10 protein-coding genes and 1 pseudogene are annotated in these 13,600 nt (G+C 45.5%); 7 read left to right on the top strand and 4 right to left on the bottom strand.

What is annotated here, in order from left to right; all coding sequences use genetic code 11:
* Positions 1-82: 82 nt before the first annotated feature.
* The 3 genes and pseudogenes from B9A32_RS09115 to B9A32_RS09105 form a co-directional block, all read left to right on the top strand.
* Positions 83-295, top strand: a pseudogene (locus B9A32_RS09115) (TetR family transcriptional regulator C-terminal domain-containing protein); the annotation flags it as partial.
* A gap of 42 nt (positions 296-337) precedes the next feature.
* Positions 338-1,465: an oxidoreductase gene (locus B9A32_RS09110; RefSeq protein WP_084068579.1), complete on the top strand. Its 1,128-nt coding sequence runs from the start codon at positions 338-340 to the stop codon at positions 1,463-1,465.
* Complete coding sequence (locus B9A32_RS09105; protein ID WP_084068577.1) at positions 1,452-2,498, top strand: NADP-dependent oxidoreductase; 1,047 nt, start codon at positions 1,452-1,454, stop codon at positions 2,496-2,498. Before B9A32_RS09110 ends, B9A32_RS09105 begins: the two co-directional genes overlap by 14 nt.
* A 135-nt stretch (positions 2,499-2,633) precedes the next feature.
* On the opposite strand, the gene B9A32_RS09100 is transcribed toward B9A32_RS09105, so the two are convergent.
* Together B9A32_RS09100 and B9A32_RS21655 are read right to left on the bottom strand one after the other, a co-directional pair.
* Positions 2,634-2,846 (bottom strand): acyl-CoA thioesterase, encoded by a 213-nt coding sequence (locus tag B9A32_RS09100; RefSeq protein ID WP_084068575.1) that lies wholly within the window; start codon positions 2,844-2,846, stop codon positions 2,634-2,636.
* A 386-nt stretch (positions 2,847-3,232) separates the two neighbouring features.
* Entirely contained in the window at positions 3,233-3,400 is a 168-nt protein-coding gene (locus tag B9A32_RS21655) for a hypothetical protein (RefSeq protein ID WP_212637873.1), read from the bottom strand.
* A gap of 322 nt (positions 3,401-3,722) precedes the next feature.
* Here B9A32_RS21655 and B9A32_RS09090 point away from each other — a divergent pair, with 322 nt between their 5' ends.
* From B9A32_RS09090 to B9A32_RS09080, 3 genes are all read left to right on the top strand, one after another.
* Positions 3,723-4,775, top strand: coding sequence for a TRAP transporter substrate-binding protein (locus B9A32_RS09090; RefSeq protein ID WP_084068571.1), 1,053 nt, complete (start codon positions 3,723-3,725; stop codon positions 4,773-4,775).
* A 179-nt stretch (positions 4,776-4,954) separates the two neighbouring features.
* Positions 4,955-5,461 (top strand): TRAP transporter small permease subunit, encoded by a 507-nt coding sequence (locus B9A32_RS09085; protein ID WP_084068569.1) that lies wholly within the window; start codon positions 4,955-4,957, stop codon positions 5,459-5,461.
* Positions 5,458-6,765, top strand: a complete 1,308-nt coding sequence (locus B9A32_RS09080) for a TRAP transporter large permease (protein ID WP_084068568.1) — start codon at positions 5,458-5,460, stop codon at positions 6,763-6,765. Before B9A32_RS09085 ends, B9A32_RS09080 begins: the two co-directional genes overlap by 4 nt.
* Before the next feature lie 150 nt (positions 6,766-6,915).
* Here the strand turns inward: B9A32_RS09080 and B9A32_RS09075 are convergent, their stop codons facing one another.
* Entirely contained in the window at positions 6,916-7,998 is a 1,083-nt protein-coding gene (locus B9A32_RS09075; RefSeq protein WP_084068566.1) for a flavin monoamine oxidase family protein, read from the bottom strand.
* Between the two features lie 93 nt (positions 7,999-8,091).
* Positions 8,092-12,255 (bottom strand): hypothetical protein, encoded by a 4,164-nt coding sequence (locus B9A32_RS09070; RefSeq protein WP_232367100.1) that lies wholly within the window; start codon positions 12,253-12,255, stop codon positions 8,092-8,094.
* Between the two features lie 732 nt (positions 12,256-12,987).
* On the opposite strand from B9A32_RS09070, the gene B9A32_RS09065 reads away from it, so the two are divergent.
* Complete coding sequence (locus tag B9A32_RS09065) at positions 12,988-13,581, top strand: hypothetical protein (RefSeq protein ID WP_084068563.1); 594 nt, start codon at positions 12,988-12,990, stop codon at positions 13,579-13,581.
* The last annotated feature ends 19 nt before the right edge of the window (positions 13,582-13,600 follow it).

Below are 13,600 nucleotides of genomic sequence, written 5' to 3'. Positions count from 1 at the left end.
CTTTGGCACATCCATGGCAATATTTTTACAAATTTTAAAATAGGTCTCTTGATATCAAGACGACCGGTCATCTACCCATACATGGAAAGCCCGGGTGGCAGGTTATATCCAGCAAGGTCAAGATACGGGAATTATTAGAAATGATATACCAGCGGGGAGTTTAACTGATTTTATATGGAATGCCTGGGAAGGGGCATTGCTAAATATGAAAATAACCAATTCCACAACCCCGGTGAAAGAGTGTATAAGGCTTTTGTTTGATTACTTTCTCAAACCGTCAGAAAATTATATTTAAAATTTTTTCAGTGAAGATCTGATTATAAAAAAAGGAAAAAGAATGTCCACATTATTTGAACAAACAACCATCAATGGAATGAAGGTAAAAAATCGATTTGTCAGATCTGCCACCTACGAAGCCATGGCAGATTTAGATGGAAAGGTCACAGACCAGCTGCTGGAATACATGGCACAACTTGCCCGGGGACAGGTGGGGCTTATCATCACTGGCCATGCCCATGTGACAAGGGAAGGCCAGGCAGGCCCCCGGCAGATGGGTATCTATTCCGATGACATGATGGACAGCTTAAAAAAGGTTGCTTCGGTGATCCACGACAATGGCGGTGTTGTTGCCGTGCAATTGGCCCATGCCGGAAAAAATGGCATCGGAAAAGAGGCCCATGCTCCCCTGGCTCCCTCTGATGTTTTTAAAAAAAAGGTCAAAAAAGCCTCTGCCATGACCATGGATGATATTAACAGAACCATTAACGCCTTTGGAGATGCTGCCCACAGAGCTGTGAGAGCAGGTTTTGATGCCGTTGAAATCCATGCAGCCCATGGTTATATGCTCAGCCAGTTTTTATCACCCCATTATAATAAAAGAAAAGATGATTATGGTGGCATCCTTGAAAACAGGGCTCGTTTGCTCATTGAGGTGTACGAAGAGATCAGGCAACGGGTGGGTGCCTCCTTTCCCATCATGGTGAAAATCAATTGCCAGGATTTCCTTGAAGACGGGATGACACTGGAGGAGATGATAACGGTTTGTAAAATGGTTGAACAACGAGGCATGGATGCCATTGAGATGAGCGGCGGCACCTTTGAATCCGGAAAATACATTCCCTCCAGAGTGGGGATTTCAAAATCCCAGGATCGGGAGGCATATTATAAAGATGCGGCCCGGAGATTTAAAAAAGAACTGAATATTCCCCTTATTCTGGTGGGGGGAATTTTGTCTTATAATATTGCAGAAGATGCTGTGGATTCAGGTGTTACAGACTATATCGCCATTTCAAGACCCCTTATCAGGGAACCCCATCTGATAGAAAGATGGGAATCAGGGGATATTGAAAAGGCCAAGTGTATTTCATGCAATAAATGTTTTACAACCCTTTTCGCCAAAGAGGCCCTGCATTGTCCTGTGGAAAAGAAAGAGCAGGAAAAGGAAGATGCTCATGTCTCAAAATAAAGAACAGAATCGTCGCATCGTATTGGCCCGTCGTCCCCAGGGGGCTCCGGTTTCCGGGGATTTTCGCCTGGAGACCACGCCCGTGCCGGAACCATTAGACGGCCAGGTGCTGTTACGCACGGAATATCTCTCCCTTGATCCGTATATGCGGGGAAGAATGAGCGATGCTCCTTCCTATGCTGACCCAGTTGAGGTGGACGGGGTCATGGTGGGGGGAACCGTGTGCCGGGTTGAATCTTCCCGACATCCTGATTACAAGGCAGATCAATGGGTCCTTGGCTATAGTGGGTGGCAGGATTATGCCCTTTCCGATGGCGCTGACCTGATGCCATTGGGATACAATCCTAAGAATCCCTCCCATGCATTGGGAATATTGGGGATGCCTGGCTTCACCGCCTATATGGGGTTGTTGGATATCGGGCAGCCCAAACCCGGGGAAACCCTTGTGGTGGCTGCGGCCACAGGACCTGTGGGGGCAACCGTGGGGCAGATAGGCAAATTAAAGGGCTGCCATGTCATAGGTGTTGCCGGTGGGCCTGAAAAGTGTAAATATGCAAAAGAAATTCTTGGATTTGATGAATGTCTGGATCACCGTGCTGTGGATTTTCACCGCCAGCTTAAAAATGTTTGCACCAAGGGCATTGATATCTATTTTGAAAGTGTCGGGGGCAAGGTGTTTGATGCGGTGTTGCCGCGCCTGAACACAAAGGCCAGAATTCCGGTGTGCGGACTTATTTCCCAGTACAATGCCACGCAGCTTCCAAATGGACCGGATCGCCTGTCCCGATTGATGGGTACCATTCTGGTCAAACGCTTAACGGTTCAGGGGTTCATTATTTTTGATGATTATGGTCATCGTTACGATGAATTTGCAAAGGATATGTCCCAGTGGGTGGCCAAAGGAGAGATAAAATACCGCGAGCATCTGGTGGATGATCTGGAAAACGCGCCAGAGGCTTTTATTGGTATGTTAAAGGGTGACAATTTTGGAAAATTAGTAATCCGTGTGAATGATAGAACCATTGCCGGATAAAATATACCAAGATGTGAAGGGTTTTTTCTTCATATTTATATCGGGCTTTCCCTTGCTTCGTATAGCGTTTTTACGGGAAAGCCTTTTTTTTTCAGCCGGGTATTTTAAAAAATATGTTGAAATTCAATGTTCTCGTCACTTCAAATCCAATTTAAAATTATCCAGATCATAGTAAATTGGTGTTTGAAGTAGAGCAAACAAAACATTGCAACCAATGTGGTCCAGAAATTTTAAGAATGCCGTGTCAAAAAAAGTTTGGTAGTTGGTAAAAAACACATGACCGTTGGCATCGGTGTCGCTAAAGCGAATGTCTATGAGCTGGATGAATGGACAGCGCTGTAATTTCATGTTCTCTCCTTGGCTCAATTTTATTTATGACGCATATTATGATTTGAGTTTGCCTGCCTGCCTACCTATCAACTTGTAATTCATTTTCACATCATCATAATTAAATTTTCGTTTTTTTCTCCAACGATTTAATTTGTTCTGATTTTTTCCCTCTTCTTTGATCCGGGGAATGAAATATGCGGATTAATTATCCCTGTCATGTCAGTTTCAACATGCTGTAAACATTAAATAGATGATTACTAATATTTCTATAGAGATATTAATCTTGACATTAAATTTTACTATAAGTATGTTAGTGGTAAACAATTCAGATTTCATTCAATACAAGGGCATTGTATGGCGATATTATTTCATTATCAGATTCGAGAATATGCTGTGGGGAGAATTCATTGGTGTTTTAAATGCATTTTATCTGTGTATTTCTGGAATAGTAATTTTGACCCATGCATGGTTTCTGGCATGGGTTCGGCTTTTCCAAATAACAGACCGTATTCTGGCCTCGGCCTGCCCACAACAAAGCATGAAATAGATTCCTGATTTTCGGAGTATTTCATATAAACCGCCACGGGCGGACCGTATTCTGATCCGGTTCCACCCACAACAAAGCTTGAAATACTTCTCTGATTTACGGAGTATTTTATATAAAAACAATCCGTTATTCAGAATAATTTGATGATGATTTTAGGTAAGTATTTAAAGTAACATGTTTTATGATTGGTTTTGGGTTTTGTTGATTCCATATTTTGGGGTCCTTATAATGTATGATTACGGAGATAACTTTAAAAATATAAATAAAAACAAGGAGGTGTGAATATCCTGTAAATTTAACAATGTAAGCATTCTTTTACACAAAAACATTTTTGCAAGGAGACTGAAATGAAAGTTCGAATTAGATTCACCCGGGGTATGATTGTCGCATTAATGGGCGCTTTTTTGATTGTTGCTTCTTCCATGCCAGCTTTTTCTAAAACTTACAGATGGCAACCTTCCTCCTGGTTACCTTCCGGCATCAGCTGGGATTCCATCGCCTATATGTCAGATTATGTAAAGCGCATGTCAAATGGACGCATTCTCATGAAGCCCAGTGCTCCTGGAGCCATCGTTCCTGTTGCTGAGCAACTGGATGCAGTAGGTATGGGTGTTATGCAGGCCACCTTTATCTGGCCTGGATATTTTCCCGGACAGCTTCCCATCGCCTTTACCCATGGTGACTGTATGGCCGCACCTAAAACCATCGCCGAGATGCGTCAACTCTATGAACAATATGAAGGCGGACGAATCATGGAACTCATGCGTCAGGAATATGCCAAACACGGCGTTCACCTTGTGGGGAATGTCTATTGGACTCTGGACAACCTGATGATTTCCAAAAAGCCCATCAATGGCATTGATGATATTAAAGGGTTGAAATTCAGATCTTCTGAGCTCATTGCTTTGCAGTTGGCTAAATTAGGTGCCGGTACCATCTGGACCCCCGGTGATGAAATTTATACCATGCTTTCCACCGGCGGTGTGGATGCCATCACCTTTTCCCATGCTGCAGACATGGTTGACATGGGGTTCCATGAAGTTACCAAATACTGGGTGAAATATCCCACAGCGGTTGGTCCTGCTGCTGATGCATTCATCGTAAATCTGGAAACTTGGAATTCCCTTCCCGATGATTTGAAAGCCATTCTTGAGGCTGCCTGCGAAATCGGATCTGCAAGAAATAAGTTTGAAGCTGAATTAACCATTCAAAAAGCTTGGGATTTTGTGGAGAAGAAGGGTATTGAAATTGTTGAGTGGTCTGAAGAGGACGCTAATAAGCTGTCTGCTCTTGCCAGTGAAGTTGTACCTGAAAAATACTTTAAAGATGCAGCTTTTAAAGAGATTTTTGATATAACAAAAAAATGGGCCGTGGAAAAAGGATATTGGCAAGCCAAATAATTCTTTCCCTGCGTAATTGCCACGGGCGGACTGTGTTTTAATTCTGGTTCGCCACAGCAACCATAGGAACTCCACTCAGTTTTACGAAGAGTTGCTTATAAAAATAGAGAAACCGTCCATATCCCTGGACGGTTTCTTTTCAAGTAATTAAATTCAGAAATATTGAAAAGGGAAATACAATGAGACGTGTCTTGGCCATTATAGATTCAATCAGCGAGTGGAGTGGAAGGTTGATCAGCTCTTTTGTCTTCCTGCTTGCCTTTTTCCTGCTCTATGATGTGATATTGAGATTTGCATTCAACGCTCCAACCATCTGGTGCCACGAGCTGGCATTGCATGTTTTTGGTGCCTATGCTGTCCTTGCCGGACCCTATGTGCTCTTGCATGATGAGCATGTTAAAATAGATATTGTTTACAATTTGTTTTCAAAGCGGGGACGAGCCATCATTGATTGTTTTACTTATCCTCTTTTTTTCATGTTTATTGGTTTACTATTCTGGCATGGATTGCACATCGGAATGCGTGCCTTTGAGTTAAAACAAGCTGTTTCACCTTCACCGTGGGCCTCTCCTTTATGGCCGGTGAAGCTGACCATCCCATTGGCAGCGTTTTTGATGCTTCTCCAGGGTCTTGCCCAATATATTCGAACTCTTAATCTTGCTTTTACCGGGAAGGAATTATCATGACGGAATTACTACCTGTTTTGACACTTGTGGGCGGCTTGCTCTTTGGGTTAATTACTGGATTTCCCATGGCCTTTACCCTGTCCAGCAGCGCCATTGTCACTGCATTTTTCTTTTTCGGATCACAGACACTTCCCTTTATTGCCACCAATGTTTTCGGGATGATGTCCAGCATGGTTCTCATTGCCATGCCCCTTTTCATTCTCATGGCCTGTCTGCTGGAAAAATCCGGTGTGGCAGAAGATCTTTACGCCTTCATGTACCAGGCTCTGGGACCGGTGCGTGGTGGATTATCCATGGGTACAGTATTGATTTGTGCTATTATTGCCGCCATGTCAGGTGTCAGTACCACGGCTGTGGTCACCATGGGTATCATTGCGTTACCCATTATGCTCAAACAGGGTTACCATAAAAGTATCGCCATTGGGCCCATCCTGGCTGGCGGAGCCCTGGGGCTTCTCATCCCCCCCAGTATTTCCCTCATCGTTTATGGCATGGTGGCCAGAGTATCCATTGGTAAACTTTTTGCTGGCGGTGTTGTTCCTGGTTGTCTTCTTGTGTTTTCATTTTTAGCCTACATTGCCATACGAAGCTTTTTACAACCCGAGTATGCCCCGGCCCTACCCAAAGAAGAGAGGGTTTCTTTTAAGGAGTTAATTGTCCTTGCCAAGGGCTTGATTCTTCCCATTGGCGTGGTGGGTGCGGTTCTTGGAACCATTTTTGCCGGGGTTGCCTCTCCCACGGAAGCGGCGGCTGTTGGTGTTGCCGGTGCTTTGATCAGCGCTCTTATCAACCGTCGACTTAACTGGGCCATGCTCAGCGAGGCTGCGGTTCGATCCATGGGGATCACCGGTATGATTATGTGGATCCTTTTTGGAGCGGCCTGCTTCACCAGTATTTTTTTTCGCACCGGGGGCCAGGATCTCATCTCAGAACTTTTATTTGGTTTTAAAAATCCGGCTTTGATTTTTGGTTTTATTCTTGTGGTGCTCATAGTACTTGGTTTTTTTCTGGACGAAATCACCCAGGTGATGATAACGGTCCCCGTGTTTTTACCCATTATTGTTGAATTGGGATATGATCCGGTGTGGTTCGGTGTTTTATTCATGACCCAGGTACAGATGGATTATCTCACCCCACCCTTTGGATTTACCCTATTTTATATGAAGGGCGTTGCTCCTCCAGAGGTTTCCATGGGAGATATTTACCGTTCGATACTTCCATTTGTTTTGATACAGCTGGCTGTGGTTATCTTTATTTTGCTTTATCCAGAGATAGTCATGTGGCTTCCCAATCTTCTTTTTTGATATGCCATTATAACTGTCATGGGTGGACCTCAAATTTAATCTTGGGCCGCCCATGGCATTTTTGGGGGGGAATTGTTTTCTCTTTTACAATTTCTACTCTATTATTCTCTTATAATGGTAATATTATCCCTTCATTTTTTTGGGTCAAATTCATGAAACGATGGCTGAAACAGCCCGTTCAGCGCTGGACAATGCACCCTCAAGGTAGCCACCTAAATGGTCAGCGGTTTCTGTCCCGGCAAAATGAAAGGTGTCATCCCAGATGCTTGTTTTTCCGCCCGGGGGCTCATATTCAGGGTGATTGTGCACCGCCCGCTGGTCATATTCCGTGGCGGTAAACTCTTCTTTTGCCCAGTCCTGATAGTACAGGTTCATGGGATGTCCAGCCCCATGGCCATAAAGGCGGCTAAGCTGGGTGATAATAGCCTGTTCCATGCCATCGCCATTTTTACGACGCAATGCAGGAATACTTATAAACCCAGTCAAACCAGTGGGAACGCTTGTTTCACTGGACCCATCATGAATTTCCCCCAGGGGACCACACAGACTGAAGCCCTGGCCGGAAAGGCCCATCTTTCGCCAATCTGCCTTATCATACAGGGCAAAAAATTTTGCATGTCCCGCCATCCAGGTGCTTGTTTTCAACATGGCCTGGGTAAGATCATAAGATAAATCCGGGGTAAATAAAATGGATCCGGCAGCAAGCCGGGGGGGTAAGGCAAGAATGAGGCTGGAGGCATTGAGCAAGCATTGGGGCTTGTGATCATGACGTCCCACAACAACGCCAATTCCATTGTCCTGACGATGAATTTCGCATACTGGATGGTTGAGGCGAATGACATTTTCAGGAATTTTGCAACAAAGTCCCTTGATAAGAGAAATCATACCACCGTTAAGACGCCATCCCGGAGGTTCCATGGGGTATCCTGCAATGGTTTCCGCATGGCCATCCCTGGCCTGGAATCGGGCCAGACCCGTTTCAAACTGGGGATACCCTTTCAGGCCCAGTGTTTTTACCAGCGCATTTACTTTGGGGTTAATCATGGGCCAATACCAGGATGGTCCCAGGTCTGCAAAAAAGCCTTGATGCTCAGGACTTAAAATTCTTCCCCCCACACGGGATCGAGCCTCAAGCAACACCACTGATTTTTGTTTTTCAGCCAACAAAAAGGCAGCATAAATTCCGCTGAGTCCCCCTCCAATGATGATGGTATCAATTTTTTCGGTATGCATAATTTACTCTGGATCCTTGCTTTTTAAAAATATCTCTCAAGCCATCAGGCTGTCTTCAAAAGCGTTATGCGCCTGTGAAGTTTAAAAATTAATTCACTTCTCTTTTTCATTTTTGTCGGGTTTGTTTTTTTTCAATCGAAACGGTTTTCTGGGCACATCATACCAGAGAACAGGGATTGTAAAGGCTTGCCATGCCCATTTAACCACACCGATAAGTCCAAATGAAATCCACAGGGCCCAGGCCAGCATGGCCAGACGATAGTAAAGCATGGGGATAGAGATAACCCAGGCCACAGGCAAGGTGTTTGCACTGACATCATGGTACCATCGAAGCACCCCGGCACTTGAGCCGTTCCCCGTGATATTCATGTCCGGGTGACCTAAAAGTCCCTGGGATACAGCAAACAAAAGTGATCCTGCGGCAACAACGGTTAAGGCCACAAGCCCCAGTTGAATCAAGTTGAACTGTTTTTGCTTTGCTGTTTCTGTGGCAGGCGTTGCCATGGATTGTTGCCGTCGTTTCATGGCCACAAGCCATGCACCCACAAAAAAACACGCTTCAAGGCTGCTCATGGACATGCCAAGCCCCAGCAGAAAAAGAGAATAGAATCCCAGGGGCGTCGCACCGGAAAAAGCCATTCCGGCACTGATGATCACCACCACAAAAAGCACGGACCAGAAGAGCACTGCCGGACCGGTGAGGTGTTCTCCTCCCATAAATAAAGGCCAACGATTTCCGGGAAGATGCAAATCCACACCGGCATTGACACTGGCATGCCCAAGGTTCACATGGGAGGTGGGATAAAATATTTCCATGCCCCGGGGCTCCCGCCATTTTAACATTGCCGTGTGGGTTCCCGGCGACACCGGCAGGGGAACAGAGCGTCCCTCCTGGCGAATCAACTGAACCTTGCCGTCAATGCGGATCTCCTCCAAACGGGCATTTTCCGGCAGTTGAATGGTGTGCTGTCCCCCCTGGGTGCTTTTCATTTCAAGGGAAAGCCGAGCCTGGGTGCTACGTTGACCGGGCCTGAGCACCAGATGACTTTTTTCCAGGGTTAAGGTATTGCCCTTGATGGCTGTGGGCCGTGATATGGTAAGGGTAACTTTTTCTCCGGGCCATGGGTGCCACGTGGGCATCCATCGCCGGGAAACCTGGTGTAAAATTACGGGTATGCCGTGGGTTTCCACATGGAATCGTGGGGCCACATCCAATGTCCACACCTCTGTCCAATTCCGGGTTTGTTCATGGAAAAGCTCCAGGGTATCAACAGGCTCCAGAAAAGAGTCCCATTTAAACAAGGTCCGATCTGCTTTCATATTCACTTGGACCTTATTCTCTTTAACATTCACCCCCCGGGTGATCACAGATTCACCGGGCAGCAAAGGAAGATGCAATGCCATGGCACTGTCAGCCGGTGTCACTCTATGCACTGTGGTTTTCACCCGCCACTCCTTTCCCAGCACAATGTGGCGTTCCACCCGGGCAAAGGCAGGCAACACACCGGTTTCCAGCATTTCCCCCCGGGGTTCTTTTTCCGTTGAGATGCGGGTGAAGTGAAGCGATTCCTCCAGGGTGCTGTCCGGGTTATACCCCTGCACTGTCCATCCCCGGGCCGTCACCAAAGCAGTATGGGGGTTAAGGGAGAAAAAGAGTTGAAAGGTGTTCCTTTTTTGCAGCTTTCCCTGGAGAATAACTTCATGGGAACCTTTTGGGATCATCATCCACAAAATTTCATTTTCCCGGAAAATAGCCTGGGATTCAAACCCATCCAGTAAAACCTTACCCGGCAACCAGTGCCGGGCATGGCCGGGTAGTGGCACCATGGTATCCAGCTGGGCATTTATGGAAAGTTTTACAAAAAGCTCCTGGGAATCTATACGAATATCGGCACGCCCCATGTCTGCACAATGGGGAAAACAGTCCTTTTGTTCAAGAAGTCTGTTTTGAAGGGTTTGCAGCATTTCAGAAGAGGGAATCTCGGTGGCATGACCGGGGATTGGATTTCCCATGAAATGGATCATAATAAGCCAAAACAGCGCTGTGGTACCATATTGGAAAAATTTTTTTTCTCTGTTCCAGGTGATTCCCAGAAGCCCTGTAGCCAGAACCACCATGAGTCCCACCCGTAAAAAGGCAAGAAAGCGATTCATACCAGGGCCAATGAGGGTAAAGGAGATTGACTCTCCGGGTGCCACCGGGCCGGACCAGCTGAATGGCACAGTGGTAAAGGCTTGCCACCGGGGAAGGCCGGGCCCGGTCTGGGTCATGGCATCGGGTTCCACCGGCATTTTCATGGAATGGGGAGCCGGTAAAGCAGGTGCTCTTTCCCGGGACAATAAGGGTGCTGCCATCTTCCGGGCCTTTTTAAGACTTCCCACGCGGTAGGGTTCGCTGTCCTGGGCTGACATGGATTCCTGGAATCCGTCATTTTGAGTATGCCGGGCCGATGGGTAAGGCGCTTGATCCGTGTTCATGGAAATCCATGGTTTTTCCAGCTGGGGATAAATACCCACCCGAAGGGTGTGCACGGCATAGGGAACGGCTGTGAATAAAAGACTCAGCACAACCATGCCATGGCAAAATTTAATTGTTTTTTTAAATTTCCCCGGAGGCAGATGCCTTAACAAGGCAATGCCCACCAGAAGAACCGGCCACACATAGCGGGGGGCAAGGGGGTCATGGGAAATTAATACCAGTGTGGTAAAACCCACCAGGGAAAGGGGGATGGAAAAAAGTTTTGCCGTGGCAATGGTAAAAATAAGCACCACAAAAAAATCGAGTAAGGTCCATTTCTGAAGCCAGGTACCGGGGATTTTATCAATACCTCCGGCATGGAGAAGCTGCCATCCCGGCGGCAGGTTTAATCGTCCTGTCACCTGGTTGAAATCATGGTCCCATCCAGTGGCGGGGAGCTGGTAAATACCCTTGTCAAAGGTGCTTTCCGCTGTCAGGTCCAATATACCTTTTCTTAATTCAAGGCCGGGTTTGTCAGTATTTGCTTTTTTTGTGATTAACTGCTCCATGCCGTCCACCGTGACTTTGCCGGGAACCATGTTCAGATCCATTTCCAATCGCCAGTCACTGTTTTTTCGGCCGGTTATTTTATCCTTAACAGTATACCCGGATCCGTCAAATCGAAGCCAGAGAGTTCTGTCCAGCGTGAGCCTGTCCGGGGCCGGCATGGGATCTCCACGCTTTATTTCTTTAAAAATCATGGTTTCCCGGGGCATTATGCGGTATGCGGGATAATTATACCAGTTTTTGGGAAGGGATGTCTGGCGGGGGTCCACCGGGGGTACTCCGGAAATTTCCATGATGCGCAATTGAGGTCGACGCACAATGGACCATATTTCATACGTTGGCTGAAATCGGGGCTCCTCTCCTTTAAATGTCAACTGTGACAAAACGCCCATATATCGTAACTTTAAAGTGAAATCATATCTGCCGGGTCTCACCTGGATACGAAGGGTGCCATCCCGGGAGAGACGGGAAGGAAGATCACTTTCCAGGGAAAGGGGGATGAATAAGCCAGGATCGTATAAAGGCCCCAGAGTGATTTCCCGGGCCTTGCCTGCAACTTCCAGGGTGGTGTACAGGGTGATCATTGGGGGAATATCATCTTCAATTTTTCGAAATCGCTCCACCTTAAGGCGATCTTCTTCTTTTTTAACCTTTTGGGTGGTTTTCAACCAGAGTCGTCCAGTTTTATCCAGATGGGGAAAGGGAACAGGCTGATTTTTTATCCACACAGATAACAATCCTGTTTTTTCGGGGACCTTAAGGTATTCAGGTGGTGTCTGCCATTGAAACTGTCCAGAGATGTGATACTGTCCAGGGAGCAGATGGATGGCAGGGGTATTGTCATGCATCATTAATAAGGCAGGGGCGTCATTCACCTTCACATTAAACGGCCACTGACCGGCATGCCCGGGAAGGGAGATCCAGGTATCGTGGAGAATATCCCAGATCTGGTTAAATTCTCCGCCTTTATCACCAAGAGTAATATTCAATCTGCCCGGCCAGCTGCATGTCAGTTGGCGGGCATCATTATAACGGGGGGTACATGATATCTCTTTTTTTTTGCCGTGGAGCACCCATTGTACCCAGGGTTGCAACACTCCGGGAAGATCAGATGGGTTCATTTCTGCCCGGCAGGGCTGGTGCAACAGGCCGATGACAATACCCATGATCACCATTAAATTTGCAATCCTTTGTCCCTTTGCCGGGCCGTTTTTTTTACCGCAAAAAATCATGATCTTCCCCCCCCCTTGAATATAAATAATTTCAGCCGTTTGTCGCACCTGCGGACTTAATACTACAGCGGCATTTGGATGTCTAATTTTTTAACATACAGTGACTCCGGTTTCACACATGGAATTGAAAGAAGAAGTATTGTAAATTTTTGATTTCATATCTGTTTTTTGATATTCTTTCTTGAAGAAATTGATGTATTCTAACATGTTGATATTACGAATAAAGAAGTTGTTGATGAATATCAATAGTACATAATCACTTTCATTGCAAAAACAATTTGATTATAAAGACTTGGATTTTGCAATAAATCAAGCATTATGTGAATTACTCAACTTTCGGTGTTCGCATTTCGTGGTGGGGTCAGACTTTCGTTATTGACATTATCGAGGCTTTTTTCAGTTCTAATTTCTTATACCACATGGGATGTGTTCAATTTCAAGGAATCACATTATGTGGCTTCAAACTGGAGAACTTACGACTGACCAGTACAATAATAGCATATAGAGTATTGATATTGTTGGATGCTTATTGTTGGGATATTGTTTTTAACAAATGGCTACATTGCAGAAAGCATCTGGTTCATTTCTAAAAAATGCGGTTTTGACAATTTAACCGATGGACAAGATTAAACAAACATGATTTCTTGATCTTGGATCAGTAATGAGTTGAGACTGGGAAAATGGTCGTGTCGTCGGGCCGACATGATATCCTATAATAAAGGAAAAAGACAGATGAATTATCTTTCAGGATTCAGTGAATACAGACGGGAAAATCAAAACAATTCAATATTTAAAACAGCCATGTCATCGGAGGCGGACTGGTGCATTCATCTGTACGGGAAATCGCCTGTTACAGGCCGCATTGTTGGAAATGATGTGTATGAGGTGACCATTGACTGCAAAGAAACCGGTGAGTTCACCATAAAAAAACTTTTTGTAAAATTTTTATATCCGGTGGAGCAAAATGAAATAATTACAAAGCTCATCAAAAAAATTGATAAAAAAGTTAAAAAACTCAATCTTGAGCCAACGGAAAATTTCCGGGAGCGGTATTTTATAAAAAATAAAACTCTTTATCCCTTGATGAAAGAACGTGAGGTGGTTTTCTTTACCCTGCTGGAGGGAGATATCATTCGGGGATTGATTCAGGATTTCAGCATGTTCGATATCACTGTGGGATTGAAGGGAGGGGTGCCTTTGACATTTTTAAGACACGGCATCTATGATGCAAAAAACAAGGCCGGTCGTTGCTTTTTGAAATCCTTTCAACAAGAGGCCCAGGATTGGAAAAAAAGTGATTTATATATTTTGAAGAATCAGGAATAATGGCTAAGAATACAAGTCA

Origin of the sequence: Desulfocicer vacuolatum DSM 3385, assembly GCF_900176365.1 — a bacterium.
GTDB classification, from domain to species: Bacteria; Desulfobacterota; Desulfobacteria; order Desulfobacterales; family Desulfobacteraceae; genus Desulfocicer; species Desulfocicer vacuolatum.
Note: the sequence above shows the minus strand (reverse complement) of the source record. Positions and strands in the feature narration are given on the sequence as shown.

Coding starts and splice junctions, on each gene's coding strand:
- B9A32_RS09090 (WP_084068571.1), top strand. CDS start 3,723: ATGAAAGTTCGAATTAGATTCACCCGGGGTATGATTGTCGCATTAATG.
- B9A32_RS09075 (WP_084068566.1), bottom strand. CDS start 7,998: ATGCATACCGAAAAAATTGATACCATCATCATTGGAGGGGGACTCAGC.
- B9A32_RS09080 (WP_084068568.1), top strand. CDS start 5,458: ATGACGGAATTACTACCTGTTTTGACACTTGTGGGCGGCTTGCTCTTT.
- B9A32_RS09085 (WP_084068569.1), top strand. CDS start 4,955: ATGAGACGTGTCTTGGCCATTATAGATTCAATCAGCGAGTGGAGTGGA.
- B9A32_RS21655 (WP_212637873.1), bottom strand. CDS start 3,400: ATGAAATACTCCGAAAATCAGGAATCTATTTCATGCTTTGTTGTGGGC.
- B9A32_RS09100 (WP_084068575.1), bottom strand. CDS start 2,846: ATGAAATTACAGCGCTGTCCATTCATCCAGCTCATAGACATTCGCTTT.
- B9A32_RS09110 (WP_084068579.1), top strand. CDS start 338: ATGTCCACATTATTTGAACAAACAACCATCAATGGAATGAAGGTAAAA.
- B9A32_RS09065 (WP_084068563.1), top strand. CDS start 12,988: ATGAATTATCTTTCAGGATTCAGTGAATACAGACGGGAAAATCAAAAC.
- B9A32_RS09105 (WP_084068577.1), top strand. CDS start 1,452: ATGTCTCAAAATAAAGAACAGAATCGTCGCATCGTATTGGCCCGTCGT.
- B9A32_RS09070 (WP_232367100.1), bottom strand. CDS start 12,255: ATGATTTTTTGCGGTAAAAAAAACGGCCCGGCAAAGGGACAAAGGATT.